This window comes from Streptomyces malaysiensis subsp. malaysiensis (assembly GCF_040653035.1).
Lineage (GTDB): Bacteria > Actinomycetota > Actinomycetes > Streptomycetales > Streptomycetaceae > Streptomyces > Streptomyces malaysiensis.
In genome coordinates this window covers 484,930-501,313 of the sequence record NZ_JBEZNG010000002.1, presented here as the reverse complement: position 1 = coordinate 501,313, position 16,384 = coordinate 484,930, and the positions used below count along the sequence as shown (strand labels likewise).

Below are 16,384 nucleotides of genomic sequence, written 5' to 3'. Positions count from 1 at the left end.
TTACTCACCGGAGTGGGCACGGCGCGGCCACGACGGCGCGGAGTATGCGCCGCGGGCGTACGGCGCCATCGCGGCCGACACCGCGCGCGGCCGGACGCCCGCCGAGCGCGGGCCGGGCCGGAATGCGGGGTCAGCCCAGGAGATCCTTGGCCATCAGCTCGAGACGCTCGGCGAATTCGGTGAGTCCGGCCTCGCTGACGTTGCCGAAGCTGGCCCGGAACATCTGGCGGTCGTCGGGCAGGAAGGCGGTGCCCGGTATGACGAGCGTGTCGTAGCGGATGATGAGGTCGCGCACGACCTCGTCCGTGGGGCGATCGGCGAAGGGGTGGCGGATCCAGCCGAAGAATCCTCCGCTGCTCATCAGCTCGAAACCGCCCGGCCGATCGGCCAGCGCGGTTTCCAGCCGACGTCGCTTGTCCGCGATCTCGTTCGCACGCGCGCGTCGCCATTCCTGGGCCGAGGCCAGTCCGGCCCAGGCGGCCTCCTGCCCGATGCGCGGAGGACAGATCGCCACACAGTCGAGCAGCTTCATCACCTGGCGGCTCAGCTCCGGCGAGGCGACGACCGCGCCCACCCGGTAGCCGGGAATCGCCAGGTCCTTGGAGAAGCTGTGCAGGCTCACCAGGGTCCGGTCCCAGTCCGGGTCGGCGAACAGCTCGTGTGCCGGTTGCGCGGTGTCGCGGAACGAGCGGTAGGTCTCGTCCAGGATCAGCGCGATATCGTGCCGCTTCGCCACCTCGTAGAACCCCGCGAGCACATCAGGCGTCAGGGTGACACCGCTCGGGTTGCCCGGGGTGACCAGCACGATCGCCCGGGTCCGCGGCGTGATGAGCGCTTCGGCCGCCTCCGGGTCGGGCACGAGGTCGGGGCCGGGCTCCAGGTATCGCGGCACGACGCCGTTCATACGCAGCCACATGTCGTAGTTGAAGTAGTACGGCAGGACTTCGATGACCTCGTCACCCGGCTCGGTGAGCGACTGGGCGACCAGGCAGAACGCCTGATTGCAACCCGCGGTGACGACCATCTGACCGGCCCCCACCGGGCTCTGGTACGCGTGGCTGAGGTCGGCGGCGAACGCCTCCCGCAGCCGGGGCAGCCCGGGAGCCGGTACGTAGGCGGCGCCGTTCGGCTCGTGTGCGACCCTGGCGACGTGCTCGTTCATCTCGATCGCGGGCGGGTAGCTCGGCGCGGCCTGGGCCAGATCGAGTAGCGCACGCTCGCCACTGCGGCCCGCCAGCAGGGCGTAGGTCGCGCCCATCGGCGAATCGATCTCGTGCACGGTTCGCGGGCTGAGTCGCACGTCGGCGCTCCTTCACGGGTTGGCGATTTCACGGGCCGGCGATCCGCTGACCGTCGACCACGATGCTATCGGCGCCATGCCGCTCGGCCTCGGCGCGGCGGGGGAGCGGTATCGGCGCCCGACCGGCGGCCGGGCGCCGATACCCGCCACATCAGGCCGGTGAGGGTACGGCCGCGCCGAGGTGGCGGGCGAAGAACCGGACCGCGCTGTCGGCCTCGAACCTGCCCGCCGCCATCGTCCGCCGGAGCGTGTCGATCTCCCGCTCGTCGACCGCCGTACGCGGCCGGCCGCCGTGGCCGGGCGCGTCGATGGCCACGGCGTGGAAACCGCGGTTGGCCACCAGGAGGTCCGCGCGGCCCACCATCCCCGGTGCCTTCTTGTGTGTGCCGCCACCGTGCCCCAGGGGCCCCGGGGGCGCGCGATCGGGGCCGGACACGGACGACCAGAGCACACGGTGAAGTCGCGTGCCACGACACCGTTGGACGGCGGTACGACGTTGCCCCTCAGCCATCGGCCCCGGCCCCTACCCCGCCCAGGCGAAGGTGGCGGTTCCGCTCACCCCCTCGAAGACGACCGTATCGCCCACGCGGTGGGCGCCCCGGCCCGCGTCCCCCGACGGGCGGCCGTCCTGCCAGGCGATCCGGCCGTTCACGGCGATGGTGCGGTCCTTGCCGAGGAGGGGCACCGCGACCCGGCCGGATGTGCCCTCCGGCGCGCGGACGGTGAGGACGAACGAGTCGTCGCCCGCCCCGCGCCGCCACCGTACGGACACCGTGCCCGCCGGCACCGGCACATCGCCCTGCGCCCAGCGCAGGTCGACCGGATCGGGTTCCACCGCCCATCGGCGGTAGCCGTCGGCGAGCGGCCGGATGCCGAGCACGTTCATCGACAGCGCGGGCACCGCGGTGCTCCAGGCGTGGGCCATACCGACGTGTCCGCCCCAGGTCAGCGAGGTGCCGGGCCGGGGCACGGCCGGTTTCCCGTCGGCGCCGGCCTCCTCCCACGGCGTTCCGGGGCCGTTGCGGACCATGTGGTCCCACGCGGTGCGGATCAGCCCGAGCGCTCCGGTGCCGTCGCCGTGCCGGAACCGGCCCAGGCTCTCCTGGGCCAGCACATACGGGGAGATGTACCGGGTCATGTACGGGTTGTCGGTGTGCCGGGTGGTGAGTGTGCCGTACGGACTACTGAGGTGCGTGTTCAGATGGGCGATGGCGCGGCGGGCCCGTTCGCGGTCGAGCACCCCGAAGGCGAGGGCGGCGGCGTTGGCATCGGCGGTGTGGTCGCGGCGCGGGTCCTCGATGTTGAGCGTCATGGCCCCGGCCACCGGATCCCACAGCCGGGCGATGAGCGCGGCCCGGACCCGGTCCGCCCGGTGGCCGAGCGCCGCCGCGGCGTCCCGGTCGCCCGCCACGGACCGTTCGAGCCGGGCGAGTGAGCGCAGGGCCGCGTAGTAGGCGGCGTTGGTGGTGGCGTCGACACCGGCGGCCCGGTCCGGGGTGTGCCAGTTCTGGGCGGCCAGCCCGCCGTAATCGGCGGTCCGGAACAGCCCGCCGTCGGCGTCCGGGGCATGTTCGGCGAAGAACCGCAGGGCGCGGCGTGCCACGGGCAGCAGCGGCTCCACGAAGGCGCGGTCCCCGGTGAAGCGCAGATAGTCGGCCACGCTGACGACCCACAGGAGGGTGAAGCCGTCGAGCCTGACCTTGCCGGCCTCGCCCGGCGGCTCGAACCCCGGCGGCGACCCGTCCGGCGGACCGGGGTTGCCGGGCTCGCACGGCACGTCGATCAGACTGGTGGCCGGAAGCGTGCCGTCGGGCAGCTGCTGGCAGGCGAACAGGTTGATGGTGTCGCGCAGTACGCGGCGGTACGCGCCGCCCTGCTGGTACGCGGCCAGGGCCACCAGCTGGAGGTCGCCCGCGTAGACGGTACGGTCCCGCTTGGGACCGTCCATGACGACCCACGGCCGGTCCCGCCCCGCGCCGGTACGGCGTCCACGGGCTGTCGACAGGTCCAGGCCGTACGCGCTCGCGTACCAGGCCCGGTTGAGCACCGCGTCGCTGGAGAGGAAGTGCCCGTCGTACGCGCCGGGGAAGGTGGTCTGCCGCACCCGTACGAAGTCCAGAGTGAGCGAGCCGGGTCCGTCCAGCGTGATCGCGATGTACCGCTGGGAGCCGCGCAGACCGGGGCTGCGCAGCACGGTGGGCCTGCGCGGCGGTGCGTGGACGTCCGCCCGTCCGTCGGGATCGTCGTCGGTGCCCAGGGTCCTGCCCTGGTGGAAGAAGCCGCCGGGGTCGGGATCGGCGTCCCCGTCCGGGCCGAGGTACTGGCGCGCCTCCGCGTACGACGCCCTGATCGGCGCGCCCGACGCCCGCCGGACCCCCAACTCGACGTATCCTCCGGCCAGTACGCCGAGGTCGATCACCAGCCGCGCGCCACGCGGCGCGGTGGTGGTGAGGGTCGCCGCCGCGCCGCCCTCTCGCAACACCCCGTCGGCGCCGGTGACGGTGCCACCGTCTCCCTCGGCCGTCACCGATGTGGGCCGTACGAACGTGCCGGGGACGTCCAGCACTTGCTGTCGCCAGGCCGGGTCCATGGCGATCGGCTTCCGGGACATCGCCACCGCCCGGTCCTGAGGTCCGGCGGCATGCGTCCCGGGGAGAGTGGCGGCGAGGGTGGCGGCGAGACAGCCGAGAACCACGGTCGAACGAGTCATTCGGTTCGATTTCATTGTTTATGCTGTACGCATACGCTGAGTGGTGGTCAACGTCTGGCGGGGTGATGGCGGATGGAATCCGGCCACAGCGGGGAGGCGGGCGCCGTGCGCGGCCTGGAACTGCTCTGGGGCCTGGGTGAACGCCCCAACCGAGGCCGGCGTCCCGCCTTCACCCTCGAGCAGATCGTGCGCACCGCCATCGGGATCGCCGACGCGGAAGGGCTCGCCGCCGTCTCCATGCGCCGGATCGCCGATGCGCTCGGCTGCACCACGATGTCGCTCTACCGCTACGTGCCAGGCAAGGCCGAACTGCTCGACCTCATGACGGACGCCGTGATGGGCGAAGTCCCGCCGGCCGACGCCGCCCCGGGCGACTGGCGGACCAGACTGGAGCTGTCCGCCCGCGCCGACTGGGCCCTCTACCACCGTCATCCGTGGATCCTGCGGCTCCCGGCCGGGCGTCCCGCCCTGGGGCCCAACGGCTTCGCCTGGTACGAATCCGTCCTGCGGGTGCTCACCGCGACCGGTCTGTCCCCGGAGGCGCTGGTCAATGTGTTCGACCTGGTCGACGCCTACGTTCGGGGCGCGGCCCGCGACGCCCTCGACGCGGCCGCCGTCGAGCGCCATTCCGGCCTCACCGACGAGCAGTGGTGGGCCGCCCGCGCCCACTTCTGGGACGCCGTCTTCGTCCCCGCCCGCTATCCGGTGGTGGCGAGCCTCCGCGCCGCCGGTGCCCTGCGCCACCCCCGCGACCGGGGCTTCGAGTTCGGCCTCCGGCTCGTGCTGGACAGCATCGAGACGTTCGTCCGGAACCAGCCCCGGCGCCGTGACGGAACGTCGCCACGTTACGAAACTCCCTGCCCGCAGTGCGGCGACCCCATCTCCCGCTCCAGTCCCACCGGCCGCCCCCGTACCTACTGCTCCGACGCCTGCCGCCAACGCGCCTACCGCGCCCGCCGCCGCGACCGCTCCGAGGGGAAGCCCGGCCAGGGGTAGAGGGGAGCGAGGCCGGATCGGATCGCTCCCAAAAGGTCTGTGTTCCCCTTTCTGCGCCTATTTCTCTGCTCACCGCTACGCTCGTCCCGTGATGCAGCCGTGGAAAGACCACGTCATCCGTCATCCCCTGTGGGGCGCACTGGAGTTGACGTTTGCCTGGCATGCCGTGCTGCTGCTGTTCGCCAAGGTGATCCTGCCTCCACTGGCTCCCTCGTGGTATCCGGACCTCGGCGCCACCCTGGTCAACGCCATCTGCGCCACGGGGGCGTGGCTCGTCCTGTGGCGCTGGGGCTGGCTGCGAGCCTCCACGGTGGCCGCGCTCGGCCGTCCCCGCCGCTGGTGGCCGGCCGCGCCGATGCTGCTGATCGCCTGCTCGTACGCCGTGGCGGGACTAGACGGCAGCGCGACACTTATCGTCAGCGGCCTCATCTCGCTGCTGTGGGTCGGCGTCAACGAGGAGATCTACAGCAGGGGACTCGTCCAGGAGACCCTCCGCCCACTCGGTCCGGTCCGCGCGGCCATCGGCGTCGCCATCCTCTTCGGAGCGGGACACATCCAGAACTTCCTGTTCTTCGGCGACCCGCTCGACGACACGCTGTGGCAGATGCTGTCCGCCGGCCTCTTCGGCTTCACCTGCGCCGCCCTGCGCTATGCCATCGGCTCGATCTGGCCGATGGCGGTCGTCCACGGACTCGACGACTTCTTCCAGATCCGCTCTCCCGGCGCGGCCCCCGACTGGTGGCAGGCGAGCGTGTACGCCTTCCACGCCGCGTATGGCCTGTGGCTGCTGCGCCGGTACGGGGCCGAAGAGGCCCCCTCACCTGTCGAAACCGTCCCCGCCGACCCTGGCGGGACACCGCCTGGAACGGCGGCGCGCCGGACCACCGGGCCGCGCTGAACGGGCCCTGCCCGTATGGCTGTTGGCCCGGCCCGTATGGCCGCTCATGAATCAGCGCGTGCCAGCTTCACCCGACGCACCCGGTGGCGGTATCGCAGCGGTGACTCGCCCACCTCCCGTTTGAACGCGGTGCTGAACGCGCTCACCGACGCGTACCCCAGGGTGGCGGCCAGCGACTCGATCGGATCGTCCTCGTCGCGAAGGGCGCGCTGCGCCAGGAGCATCCGCCAGCGGTTGAGATAGGTGAGCGGCGGCATGCCCGCCACGGCCCGGAAGTGCGTGGCGAACGACGTCCGCGACATCGCCGAGGCGCTCGCCAGCGTCTCCAGCCGCCAGGGTTTCGCCGGTTCGGCGTGCATGAGGCTGAGCGCCGGATGCAGCCGATCGTCGGTGAGGGCCCGTAGCCACCCCGGAGGGAGCTCGGCCTGGTCGATGTAGGCGCGCAACGTGTCGAGCAGGAAGAGCTGGCCGTGCTGCCGGATGGCGAACGCGGAGCCGACGCGGTCGCCGGTCAGCTCGTCGAGGAGCGCGTCGAGCCGGTCGCGCAGATGGGTCGCGGCGGGGGAGGCCCGGACATGCCCCACCGGTGGCAGCGCCTGGAGCAGCAGGGTCCGGCCGACCGAGTTGAGGGCGATATGGCCGCCCAGGATCACATCCGCTCCGTCGTGGTCGGCATCGTCTTCGCGGATGGACGTGTAGCTCGCCGTTGTCACATCGATGTCGCGGGGCGGCCCGTCGCCGGTGCCACCCCTCAGCTCCAGCCACGCCCGGTTGTTCAGGATGGCCACGTCGCCCGGTTCGAGGGCGAGGGGACTCCCGGTGCTGTCGGTGGTCAGCCGGGCCCGGCCGCGCGCCACCGCGATGAACTTCAGGGGGTGGTTGAGGGCGCCACGCGCCACCCAGGACCCGCGGGCCGCGAAACCACTCGTCATCAGTCCCTGGATCTCGATGTGATCGAACACTTCGGAGAGCTGATCGTCGACCATGCTCGTACGATCGAGCAAAAAACTCGAACGCGCAAGTATTCAGAGTACGAGGGGTACCCGCGAGAGTGGCCACATGGATCACAAACAACACCCCCTCGGATCCGGCTTCACCGCGGCCTCGACGGCCCGTGAGGTCCTCGCGGGCATCGATCTGTCCGGTACCCACGCCGTCGTCACCGGCGGCCACAGCGGACTCGGCCTGGAGACCACCCGGGCACTCGGCGAGGCCGGTGCGTCCGTCACCGTCGGCTCGCGCGACCCGGATGGCGCCGCTGCCGCGCTGGCCGGGATCGAGGGTGCCGAGGTCAGCCGGCTGGATCTGCTCGACCCGACGTCGATCGACGCCTTCGTGGCCCGGTACCTCGACTCCGGCCGCCCGCTCCACATCCTGGTCAACAACGCCGGTCTGCCGCTCGGCGACGGTCCGGTGCGAGACGCACGCGGCTACGAGTCGCAGTTCGCCACCAACCACCTGGGCCACTTCCAGCTGACCCTGGGCCTGTTGCCCGCGCTGCGCGCCGCCCACGGCGCCCGCGTCGTCAACGTGTCATCCGGTGGCCACCGACTCTCCGACATCCGCTGGGACGATCCGCACTTCACCACCGGCTACGACCACTACCTCGCCTACGGCCAGTCCAAGACTGCCAATGTGCTGTTCGCCGTCGAACTCGACCGCCGCTGGGCCCAGGACGGTGTCCGCGGCTACGCCGTGCACCCGGGCGTCGTCGTCGGCACGAAACTGAACGGCTCGGTCGGCGAGGAGCAGCAGCGGGCCATGGGACTGCTCGACGAGTCCGGCCGGCCCATCGTCGACCCGGACCGCGGGCTCAAGAGCCCGCAACAGGGGGCCGCCACCATCGTGTTCGCGGCGGCCAGCCCACTGCTCGCCGAGATCGGCGGTGTCTACCTCAAGGACAACGACATCTCACCACTGGACGAAGACCCGGCCCCCCTGACCTTCGGCGCCGAGCAGGACCCTCCGTCCGACGTCGTACCGCACGCCATCGACCCCCGGTCCGCCCAGCGTCTCTGGGAGGTGAGCGAGGAACTGATCAGGGTACGGGCCCCACTCGCCTGAGGTCGCGGAGTCCGGCTCGTTCCGCATGGGCCGCGTATGCGTCACGCTGTCGCGGTGATGAATTGCGTCCGGATCTGGACGGACTGGCCGGCTACTGGAAGCTCGAAGTGATTGACTGCCGTCACCTCGTCGGCGTCCTCGATCTGCCATCCGTTCTGCTGGAAGAGTGCCAACCAGGCGTCGCGGGATCGGATCGTGTGCAGGGGACCGGCACCGCTGAACATCACATCGTCCACGGTCGAGACGACGAGGCCGGACTCGAGTCCGGCAGGATGCACTTCGGCGGTGATGGCCAGGGCGCTCCCACTCGCGGCGCGGCTGGAAACCCCGGCGAGGAGCCGCTCGACGCCGCCCGGTTCGAGGAACAGAACAAGATGTTCGGCGATGAAGAGGGTCGGCTGCTGGGCGTCGTGCCCCGCGTGAGCCAAGACCTCGGCGACATCGGCGGTTCCGAAGTCCACTGCGACCAGGGCGATGTGCGTGGTGTCGGTGTCCATCGCTTCGAGCCGACGGGCCTTGTCGGCAACGACGTCAGGCAGATCGAGGTCGAAGAACCGCACGCCGGAATGGCGGAACCGCAGAGCGCGGTCATCGTAGCCGGCACCGAGGTTTACGACCTGGAGAATCCCCGCCTCGACAGCGTCCAGCACCAGCCGGTCGAAGTACGGGGCGCGGGGCGCCAACAGTCCCAGTGACAGGGAGATGTCACTGGGCTCGCCGCCCGGCCCGATCGCTTGCAGCCCCTGTACGAGCGCACGTCCGGCGTCGGGGTCGCCCTCGGCGGTGTGCGGTCGTTCGAACTCGACGCGCCCGAGGGCGCACACCACGCGGATCATGGTCAGTGTCCGGTCTGCTCGCGTCATGATGACGGCACCTTTACTTGCCGGACGCGCTTGTCCGGGCGGGTTCGAGTGCGCGTCGGCCGATGCCGACACGGTGGGGAACGGGATGTGGTTTTGGCGTCTCGGCCGGGCGCGTCACGAGTCGCCCAGGATCGGCAGATCAGCGGTGATCTTGTCGAGCAGTGTCTGGAGGGCGGCGCGCTCCGACCTGGTGAGCGGCGCGAGGATCGACTCGTCCACAGCGATCATCGCCTCCTCACGTCCAGCTACGAGCTCAATGCCGGCGTCCGTGGCGAAGACGCGTTTGCTGCGTTAACGGTGAACTCCCTAACCGGGTCTCCTCTGTCCTGGGCAGGACCGAGGAATCGTTCCCCCGGGCGTCCGCCGCGGCGTGACGCCGTGTCGGGCTGGTCGGCTCACATCGAGCGGATCCGTATGAGATGGCGCGGTCGGCCCGTGTGGGGACATACGATCAGCTGCTATGAGCATCACGCGTAGGCCGCTCGGTCATGGTCCGCAGCCTCAGCCCTCTGCCGCTGCCCAGCTTGAGACGGACGGCGTCCACCGGGTGAGCGCTGCTGAGGCCGACATCGAGGCGGTGCCGCTGTACCGGCCCGGTGGGTTGGAACACCTCGCCCAACTGCGCGAGCGTGGCGTGCTCCGCTCGCCGGATCAGCCCGCCTGACTGCTGTGAGCGCGGGCGGGGCCGGGATGCCCGGTGAAGAGACGATCCGCCGGTCTCAGCCTGCCGTGCGGGCGGACAGCAGCGCCGCGGTCTCGTCCCACAGCCGCTTCTGCACGCGAGGATCCCGGCCGGGCTCGGGGCACTCCAGCGGCCGGGCATCGCGTACGGAGAAGTAGCCGCCACTGGTGTGTGCGAACGCGGGGTCGGTGGCCAGCCGAACGATGATGCCGGCCCCCTTGCGCGGGTCACCGATGCGCAGAGTGTTCAAAACGCGTTGCAGGACCCCGGAGCCGGGCAGGTCACGCCCCAGACCGGTGGCGTTGAAGCCGGGATCACAGCAGTTGACGGTGACCTTCGCGGGATCCAGGTGCCGCGCCAGTTCCTGCGTCCACATGATGGTCATCAGCTTGGTCCGTCCATACAGGGCCATCGACTCCCGTCGGGTGTAGGAGTCGACGCGGCGCAGGTCCTCGGTCGGCGTGATCGTCTTGGCCTGCCGGGATGCCTCGGAGGCGACGTTGACGATCCGCGCCGGCGCCGACGCGAGAAGCCTGCCGGTCAGTGCGTGGGTCAGTACGAACGGGCCAAGGTAGTTGACCGCGGTCATCTCCGCGAAGCCTTCGGCGGTGGTGCGCTGGGAGAAGGCGTGCAGCCCGGCGTTGTTGATCAGCACGTCCACCCGCGGATAGTGCGCGGCGATCTCTTCGCCGACCCGATGGGCGTGCGAGATGAGGCTCAGGTCCGCGTGGAAGACGTCGACCGGAGCGTCACCGAGCGCCGCCTCGAGCTCGCTCACGAGCGCGTCGGCCCTGACGCGGGAGCGGGCCACCACGCCGATGCGGTAGCCGCGGCCGGCCAGGTCCAGAGCGGCGATACGGCCCAGGCCGGAGGTGGCTCCGGTGATCAGGGCGACGGGACGGTGCATGACACGCTCCATTCATGAGGTACCTCACTACTTCTTTGTGGGAGGCTACCTGACACCATGAGCGAGCATGAAGCGATCACCGTCGGCGGTGGCCCTGAACAGGTAGGACTGTCCTTTCTCACCGCGGCCTACGGCGTACGGGAAGAAGTGGACAGATCCATGCTGTCGGCCGCGGGACTGTCCCTGTCCCGCACCAAAGTCCTCCAGGTGCTGGCCGCACGCGGCACACTGCACCAGGCCCAGCTCGCCGATGCCCTCGGTCAGGCACCGCGTTCCGTCACACAGATGGTGGCGGGCCTCGAACGCATCGGCCTGGTTGCCCGCGCCGAGGACGCCGACGACCGCCGCCGCAAAACCGTGTCCCTGACGGACCAAGGCCGCACAACGCTGGCGGCAGCGGAACAGGCAGGAACACACACCCTGCGCCGGCTCTTCGGCTCACTCGACTCGCAGCAGCTGACAACCCTGAGGGCACTGCTTGCCCACCTCGATGCGGCACTTGAGCGCTGAACCGTCACCTCGACGTGTTCGCCGCCCGAGGCGTTGGCCGAGATCATCCTCGCGAACCGCACGGCGGACTCGCGTGCTGGCGTCGGCCCGGTCCGGTGGGCTACGCTGCGCGGCGATGAATACCGGGACGGCCTCGCGCCACACACGGATTGGTGACCCGGTGCTCTTCTGAGCGCCGAACGGGCCGATACGGGCCCGCTGTTCGAACGAGGCCCCGGCGTTGCCGCGCGGGCTCCGCCTCCGTCGCGTTGATCACAGGTTCGACAGATCAACCACGACAGGAGGATTCATGCCCACCAAGACGCTTCGGATTCCCACATCGGACGGCCGGGCCGACGCATTCGCCGCCCTCCCCGACCACGGCGAGCGGCACCCAGGGGTGCTCATGTACGCGGACGGCTTCGGCGTCCGGCCCGTGCTGCGGGAGATGGCCCATGAACTGGCCGGGCACGGGTACTACGTGCTCGTCCCCAATGTCTTCTACCGGCACGGCCCGGCACCGGTGATCGAACTTCCCGAGCACATCGGAGCAGAGGCCCGGCCCCAGGTCATGGCCCAGTTGATGCCCTTGATCGAGGCACACACCGCGGAACGTGTCCTGAGCGACGCCGATGCCTACCTCCGGTTCCTCGCCACCCGGCCCGAGGTCGCCGCCGGCCCGGTCGCGGTGACCGGCTACTGCATAGGTGGCCTTCTGGCGATGCGCACCGCCGCGGCCCACCCCGGCCAGGTGGCCGCCGTCGCCGGATTCCACGCCCCCGTGGACACCGACAGGCCCGACCTTCTCGCCGAGCTCACCGCCCAGGTCCACCTCGGCCACGCCGAAAGCGACATGACACCCGAGGCCCTCGGCGAGCTCAACCGGGCCCTGGATGCCGCGGGTGTCGACCACACCTCCGAGATCTACCCCAGGACCAGCCACGGCTTCACCATGTCCGACACCGACGCTTTCAGCGCCTCCGGGCTGAAGCGCCACTGGGACCGCCTGCTTCCCCTCCTGGACCGCACCCTGGCCAACAGCTGAGGCTCCGGCTCGGCCACCGGCGCCGAACCGACCACGGACGACTGGCTGCCCGAGCCGATGCCCGTCGGGGCCCGTCGCCGCGGCGATGGCGGGACCTCGATCTCATGTGAGTGAGAGGGCTGTCGTCGCGTCGTGGCTGCCGCCCAGCGCGCCGAGCGCGGTTCGGACGAGCAGATCGACCTTCGCCTCGGTCTCGTCTCCGGTGGCCGAGGAGGCCAGGGCCGTGGAGTCCGCGGGCAGGTCATGGACCTCGTGGAGAAGGGCCAGATAGACCCGGCGACACCAGGCGGGGTCCACCGCGGTGATCGCTCCTGTGTCCCGCAGGCGGGCGAAGAGCAGATCGAGGCCGTCGAGAACGGTCGGCGTGATGGCCGCGCTGAGCTGGACGGCGAAGCGGTGGCTGAGCTTGAGGTCGAAAACGATCTCCGTGAGTCGGTGCAGCGCGATAAGGGGCGGCGCGGTCTCCACCCGTGCTTCTGCCAGACCGAGCAGATAGCGCCGGCTGAGCTGCTCGGCCAGCGCGTCCAGCAGCGCGGTGCGGGAAGCGAACCGTCGGTGGACGGTGGCGCGGGCGAGCCCGGCGGCGTCCGCGATCCGCTCCAGGGACGCGTTGGCGTCCTCGGCGAGCACGGTCTCGGCTGCTTCCAGGATGCGGGCCGTGCTGCGTTCGGCGTCCGCCCGTATCCGCCGGGAAGGGGTGTTCCCGCCCATGCAACCTCCTCCTTCGTCGGAGTGTCACCCTACCCTCGACGACGGTAAACGAGACATCGGTGGCGCAGTTATTGACGAAATGAGGCAGCGATGTTTCAGTTATGGCGCTTGAGTCTTCTCACACAGGAGCACGTCATGGATCTTCAGTTCGCCGGCAAGCGCGTCCTGGTCACCGGGGCGAGCAGGGGCATCGGCCTTGCGATCGTTCGGGCGTTCCAGGAGGAAGGCGCCTCGGTGACCGCGACGGCGCGAAGCATCACGCCCGAGCTCGAGGCCACGGGAGCCGCATTCGTTCCCGCCGACCTCTCCACGGCCGACGGCCCGCAGCGCATGGTCGAGGCCGTCCTGGCCGCCCATCCCAGGCTCGATGTCCTGGTCAACAACGCCGGCGGCGGCGTCGTGCCGGATGAGGCGTTCGGCGATCCGCTCGACGGCGGGGACGACGTCTGGGCAGCCGGGTTCGCGCTCAACTTCGACGCGGCGGTACGGACCACCCGCGCCGCCCTGCCCTCGCTCACCGAGGCCAGGGGCGCCGTGGTCAACATCAGCTCCGACAGCGCCCGCCGGCCGGGGGCGGAGCCGCTGCCCTACACCACCGCAAAGGCAGCCCTCAACGCCTTCACCCGACAGCTCGCCGAGCGCGTGGCGTCCTCCGGGGTACGCGTCAACGCGGTGTCGCCGTCAGCCACGCGCACCAACCTGGTGACGGGCACGGACGGATACATCGCGCAAGTGGCGGACAGGGCGGGTATCGACCACGACATGCTGGTGGCCAGCCTGCCGAAGCAGAGCGGGATGCTCACCGAAACCCTGATCGACCCCGCCGAGATCGCCCGGGCGGTGCTTCTGCTGGCCTCCCCGACCATGCCGAGCGCGATCGGCGCGAACTGGTTCGTCGACGCGGCGGCCACCAAGGTTGTCTGAACGCGCATGTCAGTTGTGCCGACGGGCAGATGAGGCGTTCAGAGGCCGACCATTTCGTCGCTCGCGGGTTCGAGGATCCGGTCATCCTTGGTGATGACGACCGTCGCCGGGACGGGGAAGAAGCGGGCCGCTCGTCGACGAGCGGCCGGCAGACCGCGTTGCCGGCCACGGTGATCGTGCCCGCACGCTGTGTCGCCGTGGTCTGCCAGACGTGGCGCGGATTGAGTCGGCCGGTATGCGCGGTGATGGCGCGGCCGCCGACCGGCAGGGCGTTCGTCCCGGTGCGACCAGGACAGATGACGCAGACGGACCCTGACACGAGGGGGATGATGCGGTGTACGGCGGGAGGCATGCTGGTCACAGAGTCCTCAGCGCGGAGGAGCAGGGAGGAGGCGCCCATGCCCAGCCGAGGCCACGGCGCGGAGGTCGCGGAGCCGTACTCCGGGGAGGCCGGGCCTGCTGGCCCGCCGATCGCGTGGGCGCAGTTGGCCGAGCATGCTCCCGACGGTATCGCCGTGATCGACTCCGACGGACAGTTCGTCCAGATCAACGCTGCGGGGTCCGAGTTGTGTGCACGCCCAGCGGAAGACCTGGTCGGAAAGCCCGCACCGTTCGAGCTCGCGCAGCGCTTGTCCGCCGACACCCTCGGGCTTCTCGACGATGGCGCGACTGAGCAGGTCTGCGTCTGGGAGCCGGGCGCCGGGCAGGGCTGTGAGTTCGCCTATCGGACTCGTCCGCTGCCGGGTAATCCGTCGATGACCGTGGTTGCCTTCCGCGACGTCACTGCCGAGCGGCAGCGGCAGCGCCGGGTTGCCGCCATCGCCCGCTCGTCCGTGAAGCTGGTGTCGGAGGGCTCGATCACGGCGACCCTCGACGCCCTCGCCAGGGAGATGTTGCAGGCCGACGCCTTGGCCGGAGTGCAGATCCTCACTTTGGACGAGTCGGGCAGGGGCTTGCAGATCATGGGCTCGGCCGGATTCCGCCGCTGGCCGGACTTCTTCGACCGGCTCATGGAGTGCCGCGGACGCGGGGCCGCCCTGAAGATGATCGACGCGTTCGAGCAGCGCGATCCGGTCGTGGTGCCCGACCGCTGGGCGTCCATCCAACGGGATCCGTCATGGGAACCGCTGCACGAGTACCTCGGCGAGTTGAAGTGGGACTGGTTCGCCAGCGTGCCCTTGACGATCCGCGGCCGCTCCGCCGGCATCCTCAACGCTTTCTTCGCGCCCGGCCAGATCGTCGGTTGCCGGACCATGGAGTTTCTGCTGGCCATGGCCGAACAGGCCGCCGTTGCGGTCGACCACGCCTCCTTGCTGCAAAGCGAGCGGGAGCTCGCGCGCCGCGAGGAGCGGCAGCGGCTGGCCCGTGACCTGCACGACTCGATCGTGCAGCAGGTGTTCTCCATCGGGATGCAGGCCAAGTCGATGGGTGTGCTGGGAGCGCGCGGCGAGAGCATTCCGGGCGAGAGTGTGCGGCGCATCGCCGACGAGGTGGGAGTGCTGTCCAACACCGTCCTGGCGGACCTGCGTGCCATGGTTCACGAGCTGCGGCCGACGGCATCGACTCAGCTGGGGCTCGAGGAGGCCATCCGGGCCTTCGCCAAGAGCACCACGAACCGCACCGGACTGCGATTCAGCGTCATCGCCGGAGCCGGGCTGGACCGCGTCGCCCCGGAGATGGCCGAGGACGTGTACTGGATCGTCGCTGAAGCCATCCACAACATCGTCAAGCACGCCGATGCGAACACGGTCACCATCCACATGGGTGTGCGATCCCACGCCCTTACCGTGAATGTGGCCGACGACGGCAGGGGGATTCGCGCAGCCCATGCCGGATGCCAAGACCTGGCAAGTGGATACGGCCTGATCAGCATGCGCGAGAGGGCGGAACGTTGGGGTGGCATCGTGCAGGTTGGACCGCGCTCGGACGCGGGCACCTCGGTGCGGGCGATGATCCCGCTCCCGGTCCTCGTGCCACACGCCGTACTCTCGCAGCCCGAGCAGCTTGACGAACAGACGGAGGACCCGACACCGTGAACGTCCCGGCCGAACCGACTCCGACCAGGACAGAGATCCGGGTCCTTGTTGTGGACGATCACGTTGTCGTCCGTCGCGGAATTCGCGCCTACCTTGAGGTCCTCGAGGGCGTGGAGGTGGCCGACGAAGCCGGCAACGGCCTGGAGGCCCTGGACCGGCTGGCTGCCATGGCCGTCCACGGCGAATTGCCGGACGTCGTCCTGATGGACCTGTTGATGCCCAAAAAGGACGGGGTGGTGGCAACAGCGCGCATTACCCAGCTGTACCCGCGCGTGAAGGTCGTGGTTCTGACCAGTTTCGGCGAGATGGAGCGTGTGCACGCGGCGCTGGCCAACGGCGCGTCGGGCTACCTGCTCAAAGACGCCGAACCCGGCGAGGTCGTCGCCGCGATCCGGGCGGCAGCGGCTGGGGATGTATTCCTCGCCCCGGCGGTCGCCCGCCGGCTCACCCAGGAGATCGTGTCGCCGCCGACGGGCATCGGTGCTCTGACCGGTCGCGAGCGCGATGTCCTGATCCTCGTCGCCCAGGGGTGCTCCAACCAGGAGATCGCTGACGAGCTCGTCATCAGCGAGCGCACCGCCCGGACACACGTCAGCAACGTCCTGCGCAAACTCCAGCTCACCTCCCGCACGCAGGCCGCGCTCGTCGCGGTGCGGCAGGGGCTCGTGTCCCCGCAGAGCTGACGTGGCCTCGGCCGACGCGCATCAGATGACGAGAGCGCCGACGGGGCGCTGAGGCGGCCGCATGCTTGACGGCAGG

Annotated in this window: 16 protein-coding genes; 9 read left to right on the top strand and 7 right to left on the bottom strand. The window is 70.3% G+C overall.

Features of this window, described 5'->3' with window-relative positions; genetic code table 11:
• Positions 1-130: 130 nt before the first annotated feature.
• From AB0E24_RS06450 to AB0E24_RS06440, 3 genes are all read right to left on the bottom strand, one after another.
• Positions 131-1,300 carry an aminotransferase gene (locus AB0E24_RS06450; RefSeq protein ID WP_069862674.1) on the bottom strand — a complete coding sequence of 390 codons (1,170 nt, stop codon included), beginning with the start codon at positions 1,298-1,300 and terminating at the stop codon, positions 131-133.
• Between the two features lie 151 nt (positions 1,301-1,451).
• Positions 1,452-1,664 carry a hypothetical protein gene (locus AB0E24_RS06445; protein WP_359375117.1) on the bottom strand — a complete coding sequence of 71 codons (213 nt, stop codon included), beginning with the start codon at positions 1,662-1,664 and terminating at the stop codon, positions 1,452-1,454.
• 159 nt (positions 1,665-1,823) lie between these two features.
• Complete coding sequence (locus AB0E24_RS06440) at positions 1,824-4,010, bottom strand: alpha-L-rhamnosidase C-terminal domain-containing protein (protein ID WP_359375116.1); 2,187 nt, start codon at positions 4,008-4,010, stop codon at positions 1,824-1,826.
• Between the two features lie 72 nt (positions 4,011-4,082).
• Here AB0E24_RS06440 and AB0E24_RS06435 point away from each other — a divergent pair, with 72 nt between their 5' ends.
• Together AB0E24_RS06435 and AB0E24_RS06430 are read left to right on the top strand one after the other, a co-directional pair.
• On the top strand, positions 4,083-5,006 hold the full coding sequence (locus tag AB0E24_RS06435) for a TetR/AcrR family transcriptional regulator (RefSeq protein ID WP_359375115.1): 924 nt from the start codon (positions 4,083-4,085) through the stop codon (positions 5,004-5,006).
• Positions 5,007-5,097: 91 nt separating this feature from the next.
• Complete coding sequence (locus AB0E24_RS06430; RefSeq protein ID WP_359375114.1) at positions 5,098-5,904, top strand: CPBP family intramembrane glutamic endopeptidase; 807 nt, start codon at positions 5,098-5,100, stop codon at positions 5,902-5,904.
• A 44-nt stretch (positions 5,905-5,948) separates the two neighbouring features.
• Here the strand turns inward: AB0E24_RS06430 and AB0E24_RS06425 are convergent, their stop codons facing one another.
• Positions 5,949-6,890: an AraC family transcriptional regulator gene (locus AB0E24_RS06425; protein WP_359375113.1), complete on the bottom strand. Its 942-nt coding sequence runs from the start codon at positions 6,888-6,890 to the stop codon at positions 5,949-5,951.
• Positions 6,891-6,963: 73 nt separating this feature from the next.
• Between AB0E24_RS06425 and AB0E24_RS06420 the strand changes: the two genes are divergently transcribed.
• On the top strand, positions 6,964-7,968 hold the full coding sequence (locus AB0E24_RS06420) for an SDR family NAD(P)-dependent oxidoreductase (protein WP_069862681.1): 1,005 nt from the start codon (positions 6,964-6,966) through the stop codon (positions 7,966-7,968).
• A gap of 41 nt (positions 7,969-8,009) precedes the next feature.
• Here AB0E24_RS06420 and AB0E24_RS06415 read toward each other — a convergent pair whose 3' ends face one another.
• Positions 8,010-8,804: a class I SAM-dependent methyltransferase gene (locus AB0E24_RS06415; RefSeq protein ID WP_359375112.1), complete on the bottom strand. Its 795-nt coding sequence runs from the start codon at positions 8,802-8,804 to the stop codon at positions 8,010-8,012.
• Positions 8,805-9,291: 487 nt separating this feature from the next.
• Between AB0E24_RS06415 and AB0E24_RS06410 the strand changes: the two genes are divergently transcribed.
• Positions 9,292-9,495 carry a hypothetical protein gene (locus AB0E24_RS06410; RefSeq protein ID WP_069862684.1) on the top strand — a complete coding sequence of 68 codons (204 nt, stop codon included), beginning with the start codon at positions 9,292-9,294 and terminating at the stop codon, positions 9,493-9,495.
• A 55-nt stretch (positions 9,496-9,550) separates the two neighbouring features.
• Here the strand turns inward: AB0E24_RS06410 and AB0E24_RS06405 are convergent, their stop codons facing one another.
• On the bottom strand, positions 9,551-10,420 hold the full coding sequence (locus AB0E24_RS06405; protein WP_193524936.1) for an SDR family NAD(P)-dependent oxidoreductase: 870 nt from the start codon (positions 10,418-10,420) through the stop codon (positions 9,551-9,553).
• A gap of 57 nt (positions 10,421-10,477) precedes the next feature.
• Between AB0E24_RS06405 and AB0E24_RS06400 the strand changes: the two genes are divergently transcribed.
• Positions 10,478-10,930 carry a MarR family winged helix-turn-helix transcriptional regulator gene (locus AB0E24_RS06400; protein ID WP_359375111.1) on the top strand — a complete coding sequence of 151 codons (453 nt, stop codon included), beginning with the start codon at positions 10,478-10,480 and terminating at the stop codon, positions 10,928-10,930.
• Positions 10,931-11,219: 289 nt separating this feature from the next.
• Entirely contained in the window at positions 11,220-11,954 is a 735-nt protein-coding gene (locus AB0E24_RS06395; RefSeq protein ID WP_359375110.1) for a dienelactone hydrolase family protein, read from the top strand.
• A 102-nt stretch (positions 11,955-12,056) separates the two neighbouring features.
• On the opposite strand, the gene AB0E24_RS06390 is transcribed toward AB0E24_RS06395, so the two are convergent.
• On the bottom strand, positions 12,057-12,665 hold the full coding sequence (locus AB0E24_RS06390; protein ID WP_359375109.1) for a TetR/AcrR family transcriptional regulator: 609 nt from the start codon (positions 12,663-12,665) through the stop codon (positions 12,057-12,059).
• A 135-nt stretch (positions 12,666-12,800) separates the two neighbouring features.
• Here AB0E24_RS06390 and AB0E24_RS06385 point away from each other — a divergent pair, with 135 nt between their 5' ends.
• The 3 genes from AB0E24_RS06385 to AB0E24_RS06375 all read left to right on the top strand — a co-directional run bounded on the left by AB0E24_RS06385 (position 12,801) and on the right by AB0E24_RS06375 (position 16,308).
• Positions 12,801-13,589, top strand: coding sequence for an SDR family NAD(P)-dependent oxidoreductase (locus tag AB0E24_RS06385; RefSeq protein ID WP_102933319.1), 789 nt, complete (start codon positions 12,801-12,803; stop codon positions 13,587-13,589).
• A 398-nt stretch (positions 13,590-13,987) separates the two neighbouring features.
• Positions 13,988-15,625 (top strand): histidine kinase, encoded by a 1,638-nt coding sequence (locus AB0E24_RS06380; protein ID WP_359375108.1) that lies wholly within the window; start codon positions 13,988-13,990, stop codon positions 15,623-15,625.
• Positions 15,622-16,308 (top strand): response regulator, encoded by a 687-nt coding sequence (locus AB0E24_RS06375; RefSeq protein ID WP_079256008.1) that lies wholly within the window; start codon positions 15,622-15,624, stop codon positions 16,306-16,308. The genes AB0E24_RS06380 and AB0E24_RS06375 overlap by 4 nt, the downstream gene beginning before the upstream one ends.
• Positions 16,309-16,384 lie beyond the last annotated feature (76 nt).

Bases quoted from the DNA above. Each gene is read 5' to 3' on its own strand.
- AB0E24_RS06445 (WP_359375117.1), bottom strand. From the start codon at position 1,664: ATGGTGGGCCGCGCGGACCTCCTGGTGGCCAACCGCGGTTTCCACGCC.
- AB0E24_RS06440 (WP_359375116.1), bottom strand. From the start codon at position 4,010: ATGACTCGTTCGACCGTGGTTCTCGGCTGTCTCGCCGCCACCCTCGCC.
- AB0E24_RS06435 (WP_359375115.1), top strand. From the start codon at position 4,083: ATGGAATCCGGCCACAGCGGGGAGGCGGGCGCCGTGCGCGGCCTGGAA.
- AB0E24_RS06430 (WP_359375114.1), top strand. From the start codon at position 5,098: ATGCAGCCGTGGAAAGACCACGTCATCCGTCATCCCCTGTGGGGCGCA.
- AB0E24_RS06425 (WP_359375113.1), bottom strand. From the start codon at position 6,890: ATGGTCGACGATCAGCTCTCCGAAGTGTTCGATCACATCGAGATCCAG.
- AB0E24_RS06420 (WP_069862681.1), top strand. From the start codon at position 6,964: ATGGATCACAAACAACACCCCCTCGGATCCGGCTTCACCGCGGCCTCG.
- AB0E24_RS06415 (WP_359375112.1), bottom strand. From the start codon at position 8,804: ATGATCCGCGTGGTGTGCGCCCTCGGGCGCGTCGAGTTCGAACGACCG.
- AB0E24_RS06410 (WP_069862684.1), top strand. From the start codon at position 9,292: ATGAGCATCACGCGTAGGCCGCTCGGTCATGGTCCGCAGCCTCAGCCC.
- AB0E24_RS06405 (WP_193524936.1), bottom strand. From the start codon at position 10,420: ATGCACCGTCCCGTCGCCCTGATCACCGGAGCCACCTCCGGCCTGGGC.
- AB0E24_RS06400 (WP_359375111.1), top strand. From the start codon at position 10,478: ATGAGCGAGCATGAAGCGATCACCGTCGGCGGTGGCCCTGAACAGGTA.
- AB0E24_RS06395 (WP_359375110.1), top strand. From the start codon at position 11,220: ATGCCCACCAAGACGCTTCGGATTCCCACATCGGACGGCCGGGCCGAC.
- AB0E24_RS06390 (WP_359375109.1), bottom strand. From the start codon at position 12,665: ATGGGCGGGAACACCCCTTCCCGGCGGATACGGGCGGACGCCGAACGC.
- AB0E24_RS06385 (WP_102933319.1), top strand. From the start codon at position 12,801: ATGGATCTTCAGTTCGCCGGCAAGCGCGTCCTGGTCACCGGGGCGAGC.
- AB0E24_RS06380 (WP_359375108.1), top strand. From the start codon at position 13,988: ATGCCCAGCCGAGGCCACGGCGCGGAGGTCGCGGAGCCGTACTCCGGG.